The sequence below is a fragment of the Methylophaga sp. UBA4204 genome, assembly GCF_002379485.1.
GTDB lineage: Bacteria > Pseudomonadota > Gammaproteobacteria > Nitrosococcales > Methylophagaceae > Methylophaga.
Window position 1 is genome coordinate 1 of sequence record NZ_DFTU01000077.1, and the last position, 18,373, is coordinate 18,373.

Genomic DNA, 18,373 nt, shown 5'->3' on the forward strand with positions numbered 1-18,373 from the left:
CCTTGTCGGACACAAAAATAGTCTCCAGCAGTGGTAGATATGAAAGAAAAACAAGCCCTAAGCGAGATAACGTTCTCGTGAAGATAAGAAATGATGGCAAACAAAGGAGAGAGAAATGTTAGATGACGATAACGAACGCTATGGCTCCATCACGCGTTTTTTTCATTGGGTAATCGCCGTATTGGTGTTGCAGCAGTTTTTTAAATTTGCTGATCGGATTAATGAAGGCGAACATTGGCTGGGTGATACCTTTGGTCCATGGCATGTCTCCATGGGTGCCATTATTCTGATTCTCACAATCACGCGCCTATTGTGGACGATGAAACAAAAACCTCAGCGCCCAACTAACCAGGGAATGGACGGCACTATGGCCAAACTGGCACATCGGTTGATGTATCTATCCATGCTTGTTATGCCTTTCCTTGGGGCCTTATATATTCACGGTAAAGGCTATCCGGTCAAAGTGTTTGGTGTTGAACTGATTGGCAAACCTGCTGGTGAAGTTCCGTGGGCACTTTCCCTTGGTGAGTGGCACTCTCCTTTTGCATTTTTATTGGTATTTCTGGTGATCGCCCATATTACCGGGGCGCTATATCATCACTTCATCCGAAAAGACGATGTTTTAAAACGCATGGCAGGTTAAAACTACGCATAAAAGAGCCCTGCAGATTAAGTTCTGCAAGGCTTTTTTAAATTTAACATTAGTGTTCTAGGCGTATTGTTTCTCCATCACCTCAATAAGCTGATCAAGCTGATTCATTGGAAGAGCATTAATCCCGGCGGCCGCTTTACGTCCACCACCGGTTGGAAATTGACCGGCAATCTCATCAGCGCCACTCCGGTTAGAGTTCGGTGCCCGTATACTTACCAGATAGTGATCAGCATCTTTTACTGAAACAATCGCATGTGCTCGGTCGGGAAACTGGTTTGCCAATTCATTACCCAAAACCCCACTGACACGACGCGCCCACTTTTCATCAGGCAAACAGATAACGGCCAGCTTGTCTGTTTGATATTTTGGGGAAATGGTTAAGCCAGAACGCATATCTTCGTTATAACCGGTTGAAAGCTTTTCATAAGCCGCACGATTATCATGGATAAAATCAAAGGGGGAAGTGTAAGCAACGCACTGTTTAAATAACTCGGCCGGATGGAATAACAAATCATCCGTATTGGCACCATAGCCGTTGTAATTAAGATAAATCCCCAGCGAGGATAACTCTTCACGTTGGGCATTGCTCATTCCGGCTTCGTCAGCAAGTTTATCTGCCACAGCAGTCAGATTATCACCATATGCGGCAGTAATAGCCCACTGATGAAATTGTCCCTCAAGATAGTTATCAACGATGAGTGAGGTACAGGTAGTTGCGGCCATATCGATATAAGCAGATAAGCCGGCATGTTGTGGAATATCACCTGGTTGATGTTGATCGGCATAAAACACATCGGCTCCTGCATCAAGCAAACGCATTAAATCAACGGCATTCTTTTCCATTGAGATATCCAGCACTGTCAGCTTGTCACCTGCATCAGCCTGAACGTTCTTAAGCAGGTTAATATCACGCTTAATGCCTGTAACTAACTCGGAGTCCCTCGGTTCGGCAAGTCGCAATTGCACCAGCGCGCAAATGCCATCGGCATCGCCATTAAATACATCAATAAACCGCATCTTAAGCCTTACTATGGATGATATTGTTTGTCCGTAAATACTCAATTACCTGTGCCACGCACTCGGCAATATCACATTCGGCCGTATTCAAAGTGACTTCGGCCGCTTCTGGAGCTTCGTATTCGGAATCAATCCCCGTAAAGTTCTTAATCTCACCCCGACGGGCTTTTTGATAAAGACCTTTTGGATCTCGCTGCTCACACACACTCAGTGGTGTATCCATATAGACTTCGACAAATTCATCTGCTTCGACCAAGTCACGTACCAAACGGCGATCAGAGCGAAAAGGTGAAATAAAAGCGGTTAAAACAATTAATCCAGCATCGGCAAACAACTTAGCCATTTCACCGATACGGCGAATATTTTCAATTCGGTCATCATCAGAAAAACCAAGATCTTTATTCAGCCCATGTCTGACATTATCACCATCCAGCAAATACGTATGATGTCCTAACTCAAATAAAGCCTGTTCTACTGCACCGGCAATAGTGGATTTGCCCGAGGCACTTAAACCGGTAAACCATAAAATGGCAGAGCGCTGTTTTTTTTGCTGACTACGATCCGCTTTGCTGACTTTGTGCATGTGCCAGACTATATTCTCCCTTTCCACAGGCAAAACTCCTTAAATTAGCTTCAATTAGATTTTGATGAGACTATTAAGAAAACAACTTTGTATTCCAGCTCATCAGGTTGGTTAGCTTTTAAAACCCTATTGCCTGCATATTTACTAGGACAGCTAAGCAAAAAAAAGTAAGTGCGTTTATTTTATCTCGGACTCAATCAAATCAACCGATGCAAAACGGATTAAAGTTAACAGTTTATTTTTTTACAAAAACTACGCTCTTTAATCCGTTATCAATGCCATAGAGTTTACTAACAAAAATGTACTACGTTACAACTGACTTAATTGTTCAGTAATTTTAGCCACCAACGCCTCATCATTCTCTTCATTTGCCATACGTTGAGCGCGCTCAAATGACTGACGAGCCTCTTCAGGCATACTCAAGGCAACATAAACACGGCCAAGATGATAATGGAATAAAGCAATTGCATCATCACTTGAAGCTGCTGTCTCCAATGCAGGTCTGGCATCTTCATAATTACCCATTTTGTAGTTTACCCAGCCAAAGGTATCGGCAAAATAAGGTTGTTCAGAATCCCGAAAACGGCTGGACAATGTTAATGCCCGCTGCAGATTTTCTGGCGATTCAAACTGATCCGTCAGCAAACTGGCCAGATTGTTGGCAGCAACATCAATTGAAGGATCTCGGGAAATAACTTCTTCATATAAATCCCGGGCCTTTTGAAACTCTCCCATAGATTCATATGTTGAGGCCAGCTGTAAAGTAAGAACGTTGTCTTCAGGTAATTTTTCCAGACCTTGCTGATAAGTTGAAACGGCCTGTTCCATATCACCTTTTTGATGATACATACCAGCCATCATGCCATAGCCTCCACCCCACTGAGGATTCGTCTGAATTCCTTTTTTAGTGACATCTATCGCAGCATCCCAGTCGTTCTGCGACACATAGTAATTACTTAATACTGAGTACCCATTCAACTGTTGAGGATGATCCGCAATGTGTTGATTAAGGTATTCAATCATCTTTTCTTGCTGTTCCAGACGTACATAGCTTTGGGCCAGCTCCTGCAAGGCACGAGTAAGACCAGGATCAATCTGTAAGGCCCGATCATATTCAGATATAGCCAATGTATAATCTTCAAGCCCTTGATACATCTGAGCACTTAAAAGGTGCGTCAAAGCCGACTCAGAATCCCCTAAAGACTCCAATGTTTTCTGGGTGCCAGCCCAGTCACGTTTAAGAATTCGGACTTGTGCTAAAGCCTGTAATAACTCTTCAGAATCCGGATTACCTTCCAAAGCACCAATCAATACATTTTCAGTTCGCTCCAGATCATTGCTTCGCATAAGGCTACTGGCAACCGACATGGCAGCCTGAGGATTACGTGGATTGACAGATAACGCCTGCCTGAAGCTATTCTCAGCTAATTGTGCTGAACCGGTTTTCATATAGACCTGAGCAAGCAAAACCATCGCCTCATCGGCTTCAGGATTATTACGGATTATTGTGCGAAGATTACTTATCGCAGAATCAAAATCCTCATTACGAATTTGTAATTTTGATTTGATCAATAATGCCTGTTCATTTTGTGAATCAATGGCAAGAACTTCATCGGCCATTTTTTCAGCCTGGTCAAAGTTTTGCTTACTGGCTTCAAGGCCAGCTAATGTCGCCTTTGCTCTCAAACCACTATCGGTATCAGGTTCAGCAGCAATAATAGCTTCCAATTCAGCCACCATATCATCGGTTTTACCCTGTCTCTGCAGCATTTCCAGTTTGGCAAAGCGTAATTCCTGATTATCAGGGTTTTCTGCTAAATATTGATCAAGCTTCACTACCGCAGCATCGGCATCAGAATTATTTAAAAAACCGACATAAGCCAGTTTGGTTTCAATATCATCAGGATTAGCAGCAATATAATCTTCCATAACCTTACGTGCTTCCTGAGGACGGTTTAACCCATCATTGAGCAATTTAGTACGAGAAATCGCAATCCAGCTTTCATCAGGCATTTCTTCTGATAGCGATGCGAGCAATGACGCCATTGCATTAAAATCTTTTTGTGCTTCGTAAATACTCAACTTAATCATTTTTACTGGCAATGAATCTGGATGAGCAGCTAATGCTTCGTCAGCAGCAGAGAGTGCTGCGTCATATTGTTCAGTTTCTTTGTAGAGCATTATTCTGGCTGACAATGCCTCCATAGACTTACTATCTATAGATAAAGCCTGATTAATTTGCTTTTCTGCTTCGTCAAATTTTTCCTGTTTGATATATACAGTTGCCTGAAGCAAGATGGCTTCGATATTTTCCGGCTCAAGGGAAAGCGCTTTTTCAGCCCGCTCCATTGCTTCTTCAAGCCGTCCAGATAGCAATTGTATTTGACCCAGTTTAACAATGGCATTGACGTGATTCGGCTCCAGGGACTCTACCGTGGATAAATTGGCATACATCCCTTTCCAGTTCTGATTCTTTTCATCAATCAATGCCAGTTGGTAATAGCCTTCGGCTTCTAACGGATTAATCTGCAAGGCATTTCGGAACTCTAACCGGGCTTTGTCATAATCCCCCTCGTTCATAAGCTCTTTACCGCTTTCAATGAACTTTTCAGAAGATTCCTCGGCAGAACCACAGCCTGAAATAACACCAACCAATAGGGCTGTAAGAACGGTACGTTTTAAATTTTTCATAGCCATATTCCTAAACTTATTCTGCAAGATAACGTTTAATTTCCGGTGAAGTATTCTTCATAAGCGACTGGATTCTGGCATCAGCGTCCTGATGACTCTCACCTGGAAGCACAGGCGTGACATAGCGAACCAGTGCACCATCTGTTCTGTTTTCCATTAAAGCATCTTTGAATAAAAACCACTTATTCAAATACTCATTGGCAATCTGTCTGCCGCGCCCCTGGAACCAGTAATAAACCAACTGTTCCTGATCACCATTTTTGATAATAACGCGGTTAATTGGCTCACCCATGACTTCGGTTCGGCGAAAATCTGCAATCTCCCAACCACCACCCGGGATACATACTCGCGGCGAATGGGGTGACTGACCTTTACGTTGTGATTCATAGTAAGCCACATAAAGGTTAACAATAGTACTGTCCATTCCCGTGAAATTAACAAACAGATAATCTGTCATCCCCAGCTTATCAACCACACGTTCATCTAACTTTTCGTGCTGACCAATCCAATCATTAAATTGTAATGGGAAACTAATAAATTCCTGATGCTCAGGAACTTCTTCAACACGATTATCAAAAAATTTGGTAGCAAACAGAGCTGCACTTAACATCAGCAGAACGACTATAAATGGTTTGTAGGAATACCCAAGTGAATCCCCACTAAACATTTTGTTCGCAGGTGCATGATCCTCTACACCAAAAAGCTGTGACAGTGTTTTGCGACTAGGTGCAATTTTCTCCAGCAACACCACCAGTAAGAAAAGCAAAGCCGCGCAGGCCATAAAGATAATCCAGCCCTCAAAATCATGCAGAAAGCCTTCTGCCATTGAGATGCCCCAATTATCGACCATGACGCCAATAGCACCGATCCGGAAACTGTTCATCAAAATGGTAATTGGAATTGTCATCAGAAAAACGGTGGCACGCTTCCAGAAAGCCGCTTGATAAAAATACGCAGCAATAAATCCCAAACTCATTAATGGAAAGAGATAACGCAGACCACTGCAGGCCTCAACTACCTGAAGTTGATAGACACCCAGGTCAATAATATTGCCTTCCAGGAATACCGGAATCTGGAATAATCGAATGACCTGAACACCTAACCACGAGGAAAATAACTGAAGCTTGGCAGTAAGAACGACTTCTATAACGTAGGGTAAGGGAATCGCAAATAAAAGTAACAGTATAGGAGCAAAGGTATATTTAGTTGCTTTGCCGACAGTGACCATCGAAAGCCCAAGCAGAACCATTACAAAGGAGTATTGAATAAGTAAAAACAGCGCGCTGATTTCGCCCACAATAAAAATAATTATGGCAATCAGTATCACGAACACCCCAGACCACAGAGGGGGCCCTTTTGCAGCATTAATTAAATTACGTTTTTCCCATAGAATAAAGAGAGTAACTAATGGGATTAAAAAACCATGGCTGTATTCTTCCTGGTTGCTCCATCTTGAAACAGCTTCAGCAAGCCCCGCCCAATAGGCTATTATGGCTATTGTGAGTGCAAGGATAAACATCCCTGTCGTCTTTATATTAAACAAAGTCTACCCCTCTTCCCTATTTTTATTTATTGGTCCAGATTAGCCTGAATCTGGGTAAAACGCCAGACAAGCGTAGCAGTGTAACAATCTTGTCAGGAAAATCTTTTAAGAACATTTGTTTATTGCAATTTCTCAGCTTACCTTGATAGATAATTATCCTGGCGAGGACATCCATTGATACGTTTTGAATATTTTCCCCATCAATAATTATATTTTTATTTTTTTCCAAGGCGGTTTTAAAAGCCGAGTCTAATTCGGGTAACTGTTCAGCAGAGATATTCCCTTTTAGGCTTACCATGAAATCTTCATGATGCGGTAATGTATCAGCTAAGACTTCTGAGTTGCTAGGGTCAATGTTTCGTTCAAGCTTCTTTCTATATATAGATAAAGGCAATGTTTGTGTCAGCAACATCTGTATGAATCGCAAACCATCACCAAAGTAGCGTTTATATAGCTTCGGTTCCTGTTTAATTCGCCATAACCATTCAATACCAAAACGTTGCCATTTTTCAGGGGCACGTTGAACACTACCTGCAACAAAATTAATCACAGCTCCCAAATGACTAATAACTGGGGCAGTTAAGCTGTCTCGATTTTGCATAATCCAGCGCTGTCCTTTTTTCGCGCCTAGCGCAACAACAATAAAATCAGGCGCACAAGCATTGATATGCTCAATAATGCTCTCTTTACTCATGGCTTCAATCGAAACAAACCCCGGATCATAAAATCCACAACTTTCCATACCTGGACTGGTTTTATTCAATTCATGATGCGCTTTTTCAGCAATGCCGCTTTCACCACCAAAGAAAAAAACCCGAATTTTTCGCTCTCTGGGTTGATCTGATAAATAAGCAAACAGATCTGATCCGGCAATTCGTTCTTCAATTGGTAGGTTAAGTAGCTTAGCGACCCAAATAAGAGGCATGCCATCTGCAACAACCAGATCACTTTCAATCACCGAGTTATAAAATTCAGGATCATCCTGTGCCATGACGGTGAAATTAAGATTAGGCGTAGAGACACAACAGGGAGTCTGTTGTTCGATAGATTCTGAGATAATCGCTGCAGCCTCTTTAAGTGATACGGCATCAAAAGGCAGCCCCAATAAACAATACTGATTCCTAACAAAACTCAACGGAGGTGTTGAAGCCGTTAATTTCATTTATTTATTCTGCTATTTATTGAGGTCTGAATTAACTTTATAAGCTTTGCCACATTTTTATTTAACAAGAACTCATCCTCAACTCGTTGCTTGCCTCCTGAAATCAAACGTAATCTGGTATCAGGTGAATCCATAAGTTGGCTTATCGCCCTAGTTAATTCAATATCATTATCAGGAGATATCGTTAGACCGGAAATATTATTTACCACTAATTCTGGAATACCTGAAAGCTCAGTTGAAATTACCGGTATCTGGCAAAGCATGGCTTCCATTAACACCACGGGGATACCGTCCATATCACCGTTACTGTCTTTTTTACACGGCAACACAAACACATCCAAACCGCTTATAAACTCAGCCACCTGAGCATGGGGTAAGGCGCCGACAAACTGGACTGACTCGTCTGTTAATCCGAGTGAAACTGCCTGATTTTTTAAGGCAGATTCCAGCGGACCATTACCAGCAATTTTCAGACATACTTTTCGATCACTTTTAACCAGTGTGGAAATAGCATCGATAAGCGTGTCTATTCCTTTTTTTTCAACCAGTCGGCCGACTGTACCAATAGTGAATATCTCATTCTTTTGGGTGGGTTTAGCAGGAGGCTGCCATCCCTGGTCAACACCGCATCGAATAATTTTAATTTTTTTTGAATCGGCGTTTAAATTCTCAAGAAATCGTTGATTAAATTCTGAAATGGTGGCGAAAAAAACAGAGCGATCTACCTTTTTTTTGAGTAACCAGCCTCTTTCAAATAAATCATTCGCATGCGCCTGGACACTAAAGCCAATGCCTGCCATCGGCGCAGCATACATCGCTATATCCGTAGGGATATGAGCAAAATGCGTATGCAAGTGTTGAATTTTTCCTTGTCTTAAATGTTTTGCCAAAGTTGCCGCATAAAAAAATCGATAACCAAGACCCAATGCAGACCGGGAAATCAGACCCTGATTGAAAACATCACTTATTAATCTTCCAGCAGCTTGAAGATATCCATTCGGACGAGTAAATAGCATAATCAGATTATCTGATAAAACCTGAAATTTAGCGGTCTCGTACAAATGGAAAACGTTATTTCTTATCTGACTAAGAGTTGCTTCAGTGGCTAGATGCCCCGGCCGATGAACCGAAAAAGGCTTTACATCAACCCCAAGCTTATTGAGTTCTAATATTTCGTTATAAACAAATGTTGCTGATAGTGCTGGAATCTCGGGTGCCAGATAAGCTATCCGCAATGAAGAATCGGCCTTATCAGGCATATTGTTGATCCCACACCTTTGCCTGCTGAGCATTTATCTCTTCAGTTGCTTTGGTTTTACCCTTTAATAAACACTGCCACTGATATTTATTAATAAATCGTACAAGTTCTTTATCATCAAATCGTGGTTTACCTTGCAGCATGCTTTTCACATATCCCCACCACATGGCAGCACCGCCAAGGAAATAAGGAGGATGCAACATCCGAAAGATCGATGATGCTGTCATGTAGGTAAGGCCGGTTCCCATAAAATACTGGCCAAATCCATGACGCATGCGTCCAGTCACAATACCTTGCTGGCTTGATCCCATTGGCCGCAAATGGATAAAGCGTAAATCGGGTTCATCCCAACTTACTGCAATCCACCCCATTTGACGACATTTATGACAATCAATGCCATCCCACATAACCTGGCGTCCAAATCCGCCAATCGCTTCAAAACAAGTGCGTCGATAAAACTTGGTCATACCAACCGACATTTCATCACCACATTTTTCGCTTATCAGTTCACCAGTTTTTTTATCACGGAAATAAGCTTTACCACTACATGTACCAATACGTGGGTTCTGCTGCATCCGGTCTATCAAAGTTTCAAAATATCTGGGCGGTAAATCAAGATCTAAATCAAGCTTACAAACATAGTCGAATTGAGAAACATCCACTTGATTGTAGCCATGATAAAAAGCTTCAATCACTCCAGGCCCTACACTTCGATGCCCACGGTTTTCACGAGTAATAACTTTAATAAATGGATATTTTTCTGCATATTCAGCCAGAATATTTGGGGTTTCATCCGTCGAGCCATCATCTACAATTACCCACAAAGAAGGTGTAATTGATTGCTGAACAACCGTTTCAAGAGTCTTCCGCATATAAGCTGATTCGTTTCGGCACGGCGAAATTATTAGATAACTCATTAACTATTCCTATTTGTACTCGATTAAAACCGAATCTTTCCCGAAAACTTTCTTCAAAACAAAGCTTATAACACCAGCTAACTGAGCAAACTTACCCAATACATTTGAGCAGGCGTATAAAAGAGCGTTTTTGTCGCTCAATCCATCACGATAAGCCAGGTATAATCTCAATACCTGCAAGGGGTAAACTACTGAAAATATCAACCAATAACCCGATAAGGAGATACTGAGGACTAAAATAAAAACGGGTAACATCAACCCCCATAGCAAAATACTCACCAGTTCCCGCTTACGAAACTTCTCCACATCAGAATGATGAATATACAGGCTTTCGGCATAGGCATGTCCAGCACGTTTCGACCGTTTCCACCATTGAGATATTCTGGTCATTTCCGCATCATGCTTAGTCATTTCAGTATCTATACGAGAGATTTTCCAACCCGCCCCACGCAATCGATAACACATTTCAGGCTCTTCACCTGCGATCATTGAATCACGATAGCCATTCACATGCATGAAAGCAGAAACTCTGATTAGTGCATCACCACCACAAGCCAATGTATCGCCAATTGGAGTATCCCATTCAATATCACAAAGCTGATTATAAATACTCGCTTGTGGGAACCTTTCCCGACGACGTCCACATACAACGGCATAATCCGGATTCTCACGAAGAAATTGGCTTGAAATTTCTATCCATCCGTCAGCTATTTCACAGTCACCATCAACAAATTGAATAAACTCAATATCTGGATATTTCTGTAACAGATAGTAAACACCAGTATTTCGGGCACGGGCAGCGGTAAAAGGAATAGTAGTATCCAATTCAACTACTTCAATACCAAGCGCTTTTGCCGAATTGACACTACTATCCGTAGAACCTGAATCAACATATACAATACTATTTGTATCAACTAAAGATTGCAGACAACGAATCAGCCTTTGACCTTCATTTCGACCAATTACAATTGCACCTATTTTCATGAGAGCCTGCGACTTAAAGTTGGATTCATTTGTGCTCGTCTAGAAATTTTAATTACGTGTTATTACAATTTTTTGATGTGATTTTACCGATAAAAACTGCTATTTCAATTATTTAAAACATCATCACTTAACGTATTTCAATTCAATTTGGTTCATTTTAACTCTAATATCTTGGTGTTTTTCTACCATACCAAAATTTCTATAGAACTTTTCTTTGATAACAAGACCATAACCATATCTTTTAGTATTAAAATTAAATCTAAATAGTTTATTTTGATAAGCCAGTAACAGTTTATAAAAAAAACCAATTTCAATTGGAGAAAACCCACTCATTTCATATGACAGTGACTTCAACCTATGTCCCGCTTTTGTTTCAACTAATCTTACCTCAGTTTCTGACAGCCTCTTTTTCCATTGAAAAGCGAGAGATGGGTCGAGTTTCTCATACGTTGAGTTTTCATGGTAATTAAGCATCATACTGTCAAATTCGACACCAATAAATTTACATAAATTATCGAGAGTTTTATAAGGATCACTAACTAAATCTTCGTATTTTAAAACATGAATATTTTCTGGCTTCACCACTTTTGTAAGTTTATCCCACGACAGTTCACTTTCAAGCCAATGTTTGACACCAAAATATACATTTCCAGCCCAGCCCATAGATATACTGGATTTTGCCACATCACGTGGATCTCTTACTAAATGAATGTATTTAGCGTCAGGAAAATATTTTGGAATATGCTCAAAATTTCTATGTATATTTAAGATTAGTTTTTTATTGTTCATCCCCAATTGCTGAACAAAATCATCCAGAACATCAGAGTAACTTATAGCTGACTCTGGAAAAGAAAGCCCTTTAGAATTATAAATTCTGTGCGTCCCCAACCATGATTTATAATACTTCAAACTTGGCTCTTCACCATTTTTATTTATCTGATCAAAGAAAAAATCAAATTCACCAGGATTGTTTAATTTTAAATGGTTATCTATCATCAGATGTAACAGAGTCGAGCCCGAACGAAGAGCACCACAAACATAAAATATTTCATTTTTCATAACCATTCCTTTTTGACATATCAACATTTGAAATAAATGTAAATAATGTCATAACAAGATATTAATGACATTGGCTTTTATTTAGAACTTATTCAGATTTATTCGAGCTGTTATACCCAACTACTTTTGCAGGGACACCGGCAACGATAGCGTATGCGGGTACATCTTTTACTACCACTGCATTAGCACCAATAAGAGCATGCTCCCCAATCGTAATATTGCCTATAATCTTTGCCCCAGCTCCAATATCAACATGTCCGCCTATTATGGGTGCACCAGGATCACCACGCTTCACACCAATTGTAACCTGTTGATGTATAAGGCAGTTAACACCAATCACGCTTAAAGGATGAATCACTATCCCATTGGGATGAGGGATCGACAAACCACCACCCAGCTTACCGTTCAGTGGAATATCTGCACTCGTTATCACGGACCAGAATCGGTGCCTCAATACTGCCAGACGCTTGAACAAACTAGACCAAGCTGATCCACTCTGCTTATGGCGGTCATAGTCTCTAATTGATTTCAACAGTTTCCGATTTGGCATCCAAAACTGTGTTATTTTCTCTCTACTCCATTCAGGGACTTCAGAAGAAATTCCAGTCAGATCATTGCTCATGCCCCCCTCTCCCACTTATAGGCGATAGCATTATCTTTGAATGTAGCTGTTTGAAACTCCTGACCCAGAATTTTGCTGAGATTAACCAAATCTTCATCAAAAATCCGGTTCAGTTCAATTAGTTTTGAAGGAATTATTTCGGGTTTTTTTCGCATGGACAGTAATCCCCTAACCTGTGTTCTAAAACTTTTGGGAATTAAACTTCTTCTTAGGAATGTCATTATGGATGAGTCAACCAAGAGTTTATAGCCACTAAATCGTCTCACTCTCTGACTCGAAACGTTTTGTTCACACAGATTTTCTTGCCACTTTACTCTATTGGGCTCGACTCCCAAAAATTTCGCAACTCTTTCCAGCTCGGCTTGTGGTCTGATACGTAAAGCTTCGTTAAATACAAACAGAATATTGTCACGCCCATAGGTGTCAATGTAAGGCTGAATTTGATAGGCGTAACGGCTGTAATTCACAAGTTCATCATATCGGTCTATCGCCTCATTAATATCACAGCGAAATACATTCTGAGACCACTGATGAATATAATGCGAAATCAAGCGCTCCACAGGATCTCTTAACACGTATATCAGTTTGATCCTAGGTAATTCAGATTTCATCCGATTGATGGTATTTGGATAATCTGGCAACTTGGTGTAGTGCGTACTGGACTCACCACAAAGTTGATTTGGTTCAGCATTACTGAACAGGTTCAGGTACCACTCTCGCCCCCGGGAAAATACTTCATCGTCACTGAAATAAAATGGCTCCTTTGGGGTAGACATAAAAAAATCCGGTTGAAGTGCAAGTTGTTCATGTAACGTACTTGTAGCACTTTTCATCGCGCCAATAATGATGAAATCAGGTTTTCTTGTAGTCATCTGGATGGGTGTACTTTTTAAGAGGGTTAAAAAAGTTTGTCCAAATATCCTGCCATTGTTTGTCAGAAATATCTGGGCTATAAGTTGATGAAATCAGGCTTCTCAATCTGGTAATCACTGCGCCAAGAGTCCACATTATGTTGGCAAGAAAAAGTCCCAAACGTCCATAAGTTTGATAAAAATAACGACTTCTGGATTCATAATAGTAAAGCGGTAAACGTCTTTTGAGACGCGTCTGTTCTTTTAGTGGTGAACTGCCTCCACGAAGGTGCACGACATGTGCATCAGGATTATTGAGGATTTTCCAGCCAGCCTTCCTAACTCGATAACAAAATTCTGCATCTTCAAAGTACATGAAAAATCCCTCATCCATAAGACCTACTTGTTCAAATACTTCTCGTCGTATGAGGACGCAGGCAAAACTTGTCCAATCTGAGTAACTGAGCGACTCTTCCAATGGCTTTGCAACAACATAGTTATTCAATATTCTGCTAAACAAACCTGTTTTAGCCGCAGATAAGAATTCACTAACAGGCGTGTGCATGTTAAAACAACTAAGTTGAGGTTTTCCATCCAGCCATTCCAGCCTGGGACTTACTACGCCTGCTGAAACATTAGCCTTGATAGTTTCAAGCAAAACTTCGATGGCACCCTTTCGAACAACTGTATCGCTGTTCAGTAATAGATAGTTGTTTGCATTTTTATAGGAGATACCAAGATTGTTGCCAAAGGCAAAACCACCGTTATATTCGGAAGAGATCAGATGTACCTGATCGGTACTGTTTTTAATAATCCAAGATTCGATTTGTTTTACAGAGTCATCCCGTGAATCATTATCAACCACAGCAACATGAATATTTGAATTAGGGATTTCTGGCAAAAGCGAAGCCAGACAATCACAGGTCATTTCGGGTGTTTTATAGTTAATTAGGACAATCAACAAATCTAATTGCGAGCTCATGATAATGGCAACTTTTCATCAATTTTTTCGATCAGCTCACGAATGAATGACTGTTGTCGCTTTTCTGAAAATAAATCTTTGAGATACTCAATGGAGTTCAAATCAAGCTTTTCTTCTCCTGCATCAAAACGCTCAACTGCAGCGAGAATCTTTCTGACAAAGTCTTTAATGTCTCCACAATAAACTTCTTCAAAGCAAGGCAAATGAAAATACTCTTTATTGGCTTCGCCAGTGTAACCAATCACCCTGTTTCCTGACATCGCCGCCATCGCTGGGGGCATCGCTAATCCCTCAAACTCACTGAAGGACAGAAAAATCTTCGATTCATAGAAAATATCGTAGACTTCTTGTTCGGTAACTCCATCAATCGCTTTTACAGACCAATTGGCCGGTAATTTATCACCCAGGAAAAGCAGAACAAGTGAACTATGCTTACCCAGTTTTCTGGGCATGTAGGTAATTATATTTTTTTTCTTTTCTACCTGTTGGTGTTTAGCTTTATTTATAACGAAGTAGGATCTAATGATTTTTTCAGCTACTTGAGGAAAAACTGTCTTTACATTTTTCAGGGTGTCCTCGGAATTCGCGATAATCAAATCTGCAAAGTCATACACCTTCTTCAACGTGGAGAAATCTTCTATTTTAAGCAGAACTTCAAGCCCTAAAGAATAGCCATTTTGGACGTGAATGCCATACTTTATGCCTAATTTCAGAAAAAGAGGGGCATACCTACAGGCCATCATTTCGGGAATTAAAACAAAGTCCTTATCTTTATCGAAGTTGGTGTCGCGCTTATATATCGATTTGGTGTTAAATTTACTTGTATCATATTTAAGCTCGACCGGATAAAAGACTTGAGAGTTGAAACCTTTATGATTAAGTTTGTTTATCGTCAATGAATGATGATGTGAAACGATTGATCCGCCTGCCGGTTTTTCCGAAACTGGCAAGACAAAAATGATATTCCTACCGCCCCCATTTCTCTCAACAACTTTAAATGGTTTTTCTGTAATTTGGTCTTTAGTCAAACAGCCAAAAAATTTACTTATTTTTTTTGTTAAAGAGGTCATTTTTTATAATTTCGAAATAGGAGTTTAAATACTGAAAGTCTTGCGAAACCACTTCATGAATATCCATTTTTTGAAAGTCATGTATTCGATAAGAGCATCGTAGTACACACTATAAAAAGATAGTCCATTTTTACGAAATATTTTCCTCATTTCTCTTGCATAGGTCAGAGGTTTCCCCATTGATGGAAAATGTATAATCGCGGGTGATACCTTGCCAAATATAGCATCCTCATAGGAGCAAAAATTGTTATTCACATCAATTTTGAAACTATTGTTTACTGCAGCCCAGGGACTTCCAAGAAAACTTTTGTTATCTTTAGGTCTTATATCCAATTTTGACATCGCGATTCCCATCACATCTTCATCGGCAAGTCTCTCTGCTTTAAAAACAGTATAATTTGCCGCGATTTCTCGAGCTTCATTAAAAACACGTTCGCATGCCGGTTTTTCAAAATACGCATGTCCTGCCCCTCCTATGTGAGCAAATTCGGTCTTATCTATAATTGTCAGAGCAAGTTCTCGATCAAGGCCAAAACTACTTATACCGCTCGTTACAAGATGACCGCGAACGGCATAAGCCGAACCTGTCCAATCTGCAATGTAATCTCCAATCTCCCGAATCATAAGAATATCTGCATCGAGAAAAAAAGTTTTCTCGAAGGGCGAATATTTATCCAAATACAACTTATGTTCAAAGCCTCGCAGATTTGGATATTCTGTTATGACAGTATCAAAAAAAGGAGAAAGATTATCATGTAGGAATGAAGGACAAACCACAGCAATAGGAATGCCAGGCATCAACTGTCTTATTCTGAGTGAAAGTGCAATTGCTTTTTTATAATCTTTTTTGATCGCTAGCGTTAAAAAACCAAACTGACTGCTCATTTTTGAAATATCCCCATTATGGTTTTTTTAGGCCAAAACATTAACACTGCCAACGCATGTCTTATCACACCAAACCTCCCAATAAATGATTTTCCATCACTCCCCCTGACACCTGAAATATATGCCGGGTAAATAGCTTTTGAGACTAAAATTGTGGTTTTCTTTTCAATCAGCAATCTGGGGATAATAATCTCCGGTGGCATTCGACTCTTTAAATGCTCCGGCAAGGAACGAATGAGTTCTGAAAATCCTTTTTGACTCCATGAAAAAATTTCCATCGCCATCCAGCCCTTATTTAATTTGCATAGCACATCAAAGTTAGAGTCCGAAAACCGTATTACGCTGTTGATATTTTTTATCTTATACCGGCCGGTAATTTTCCATACATGACCATGCTTAGAAACACTCTGAAGCAACTTTGAATGTTCATATGCTTTTACGATAAGCGTCATCTCACCGTAACCGCGATGATATTCAACTGGATAATCCAAACCATAAAACGAGATTATCTCTACGTCATCCCGCCCATATTTTTGTCTGAGATCACTTACATCGTACCCTGAGTTATCCACGAATACGATAGCATCAATATCACCTGAAGCTTTGGCATGAATATAATATTCTAATGCCTGGCTATATTGAAATAATCTCTCTTTCTCATCCGTGATGATCAGAGATGGTTGATTCGTTTTGGGGCTAATAGTTGCTGTTAGCAACAGAATGTTTCGGCTGTATTTTTCCATTGAGTACCTGTTTTTTTGAATCAGCGAACATTAACGCTCTTGAAAATAATGAGCCAATTATTAACCAGTAAAGCGGGTGGAGTGATGCATTTGGCATCTGATTAATCAAGATCAGCGCCACAATAAGGCTATGTGCCGCCATCAGGTATTGTTCATGCTTTTCATGCATATACCTTTGGTTCTTGTAGGAGAGATATATAGCCATTAATACAAAGTAAAATAATGCGATAAATCCCAACCAGCCCCCAGTTCCCAACGCAATAACCCAATACCCATCTGTAACACTGAGGTCAGCCCCCGTTTCTGGATCATAAACCCGGTTACGTCCCCAACTACCCCAACCGAAGGCTGGTTTTTTGAGGGCATGTTGTAATAGAACATCTTCCTGTTCGAAGCGAAAACTCAGAGACTGAGCACGCTCAGCGCTTAATGAAGAAGCTACATTGATTATCTGCTGATGTGGAAAAATGCCCATGGATGATGTCACAGGGTAGGTCAAAAAGATTGCAGCAATACCAATCGTGACTAAATGTATTTTACGAGGAGAAAAGAAACCGAGCATTGCCACAGCAAGCAAAGCGTAAAGCATTGCCCCATAGCTTTTCTGCAGCACAATGGTTACAAACAAAACTAATAAGAGCAATCTATTATCAAATCTCCAGGCTCTGACCTTTGCCTTGTGCAAGGCAAAAATACATGCGAAACCCACTACCATGAACATAGCCACGACCAGCCCATGACCAAGAAACACAACTGCTCTGAAGCCACCTTCACGATACTGCTGTAAAAAAGAGTGAGGAAAGTATCCATAGAGTGATGCATGTAACTGTGGACTCATTCTAATTTCATACAGAACAAGAACTGAATACAAGACCGCTGCAATCGCTACGAATCGGAGCAACATGATCTGTCGTTCATGAGTATTGAAATACGCCAAGCCCAACAAAAAAGGAAAAAAACTTAAAAAACCGATACCCGACTGGGATAATCCATCATATAGACTCAGTCCCTGTATAAAATGATAGCGTTCTTGGTTCGTAATACTGGTCAGGAAAGGTGAAATCATCAGCATTAGAAAAACAAACTTATGCCAGCCTTTTAATTCCCGGTAACCAGTAGGTTGTTTTGTAAGCAACAAATATATCAATAAAACCAATGAAGTAAGCGTATATTTATTGAGTGCGGGGATAAGCGGAAAATCAATGTCAAACCCGGCGGGTAGAATCAAATATGCAATTAAAAGACACAGTAAAATCCCCCTCGACGTACCAAAGCGGTTAAGAAGAAACAGCATAACCAATGGCCAGGCTATCAGTGAGGTGTATGCAATTATATTTGGCAAAGTAAAAATCTT

Annotated in this window: 17 protein-coding genes; 1 reads left to right on the forward strand and 16 read right to left on the reverse strand. The window is 40.4% G+C overall.

All coding sequences use genetic code 11. The features are described 5' to 3' along the window. Positions 1-115 precede the first annotated feature (115 nt). Positions 116-643 carry a cytochrome b gene (locus B3182_RS10925; RefSeq protein ID WP_292355631.1) on the forward strand — a complete coding sequence of 176 codons (528 nt, stop codon included), beginning with the start codon at positions 116-118 and terminating at the stop codon, positions 641-643. A gap of 66 nt (positions 644-709) precedes the next feature. Here B3182_RS10925 and B3182_RS10930 read toward each other — a convergent pair whose 3' ends face one another. From B3182_RS10930 to B3182_RS11005, 16 genes are all read right to left on the reverse strand, one after another. Continuing rightward, positions 710-1,669 (reverse strand): DHH family phosphoesterase, encoded by a 960-nt coding sequence (locus B3182_RS10930; protein WP_292752753.1) that lies wholly within the window; start codon positions 1,667-1,669, stop codon positions 710-712. A gap of 1 nt (position 1,670) precedes the next feature. Continuing rightward, positions 1,671-2,285, reverse strand: a complete 615-nt coding sequence (gene cysC, locus B3182_RS10935) for an adenylyl-sulfate kinase (protein ID WP_414673328.1) — start codon at positions 2,283-2,285, stop codon at positions 1,671-1,673. A gap of 276 nt (positions 2,286-2,561) precedes the next feature. Continuing rightward, a complete protein-coding gene (locus tag B3182_RS10940; protein WP_292355624.1) occupies positions 2,562-4,943 on the reverse strand; it encodes a tetratricopeptide repeat protein in 2,382 nt (793 codons plus the stop codon). Between the two features lie 16 nt (positions 4,944-4,959). Then, positions 4,960-6,486 carry a VPLPA-CTERM-specific exosortase XrtD gene (xrtD, locus tag B3182_RS10945; protein ID WP_292355622.1) on the reverse strand — a complete coding sequence of 509 codons (1,527 nt, stop codon included), beginning with the start codon at positions 6,484-6,486 and terminating at the stop codon, positions 4,960-4,962. Positions 6,487-6,508: 22 nt separating this feature from the next. Beyond that, positions 6,509-7,477 carry a WecB/TagA/CpsF family glycosyltransferase gene (locus B3182_RS10950; RefSeq protein WP_292741851.1) on the reverse strand — a complete coding sequence of 323 codons (969 nt, stop codon included), beginning with the start codon at positions 7,475-7,477 and terminating at the stop codon, positions 6,509-6,511. Positions 7,478-7,644: 167 nt separating this feature from the next. Next, on the reverse strand, positions 7,645-8,907 hold the full coding sequence (locus tag B3182_RS10955) for a glycosyltransferase (protein WP_292355618.1): 1,263 nt from the start codon (positions 8,905-8,907) through the stop codon (positions 7,645-7,647). Next, positions 8,900-9,823, reverse strand: a complete 924-nt coding sequence (locus tag B3182_RS10960; RefSeq protein WP_292752755.1) for a glycosyltransferase family 2 protein — start codon at positions 9,821-9,823, stop codon at positions 8,900-8,902. The genes B3182_RS10955 and B3182_RS10960 overlap by 8 nt, the downstream gene beginning before the upstream one ends. 9 nt (positions 9,824-9,832) lie before the next feature. Continuing rightward, positions 9,833-10,807: a glycosyltransferase gene (locus B3182_RS10965; protein WP_292355614.1), complete on the reverse strand. Its 975-nt coding sequence runs from the start codon at positions 10,805-10,807 to the stop codon at positions 9,833-9,835. Positions 10,808-10,930: 123 nt separating this feature from the next. After that, positions 10,931-11,866, reverse strand: coding sequence for a sulfotransferase family protein (locus B3182_RS10970; protein ID WP_292355613.1), 936 nt, complete (start codon positions 11,864-11,866; stop codon positions 10,931-10,933). A gap of 88 nt (positions 11,867-11,954) precedes the next feature. Beyond that, positions 11,955-12,488, reverse strand: a complete 534-nt coding sequence (locus tag B3182_RS10975) for a serine O-acetyltransferase (protein WP_292355611.1) — start codon at positions 12,486-12,488, stop codon at positions 11,955-11,957. Further along, on the reverse strand, positions 12,485-13,360 hold the full coding sequence (locus B3182_RS10980; RefSeq protein WP_292355609.1) for a sulfotransferase family protein: 876 nt from the start codon (positions 13,358-13,360) through the stop codon (positions 12,485-12,487). The genes B3182_RS10975 and B3182_RS10980 overlap by 4 nt, the downstream gene beginning before the upstream one ends. Further along, entirely contained in the window at positions 13,341-14,321 is a 981-nt protein-coding gene (locus B3182_RS10985) for a glycosyltransferase family 2 protein (protein WP_292355607.1), read from the reverse strand. Before B3182_RS10985 ends, B3182_RS10980 begins: the two co-directional genes overlap by 20 nt. Further along, positions 14,318-15,391, reverse strand: coding sequence for a glycosyltransferase (locus B3182_RS10990; protein ID WP_292355605.1), 1,074 nt, complete (start codon positions 15,389-15,391; stop codon positions 14,318-14,320). The genes B3182_RS10985 and B3182_RS10990 overlap by 4 nt, the downstream gene beginning before the upstream one ends. 24 nt (positions 15,392-15,415) lie before the next feature. Next, positions 15,416-16,276 carry a hypothetical protein gene (locus B3182_RS10995; protein WP_292355603.1) on the reverse strand — a complete coding sequence of 287 codons (861 nt, stop codon included), beginning with the start codon at positions 16,274-16,276 and terminating at the stop codon, positions 15,416-15,418. Next, a complete protein-coding gene (locus tag B3182_RS11000; protein WP_292355601.1) occupies positions 16,273-17,019 on the reverse strand; it encodes a hypothetical protein in 747 nt (248 codons plus the stop codon). Before B3182_RS11000 ends, B3182_RS10995 begins: the two co-directional genes overlap by 4 nt. After that, positions 16,973-18,313 (reverse strand): O-antigen ligase family protein, encoded by a 1,341-nt coding sequence (locus B3182_RS11005; protein WP_292355599.1) that lies wholly within the window; start codon positions 18,311-18,313, stop codon positions 16,973-16,975. Before B3182_RS11005 ends, B3182_RS11000 begins: the two co-directional genes overlap by 47 nt. Positions 18,314-18,373: the final 60 nt, after the last annotated feature.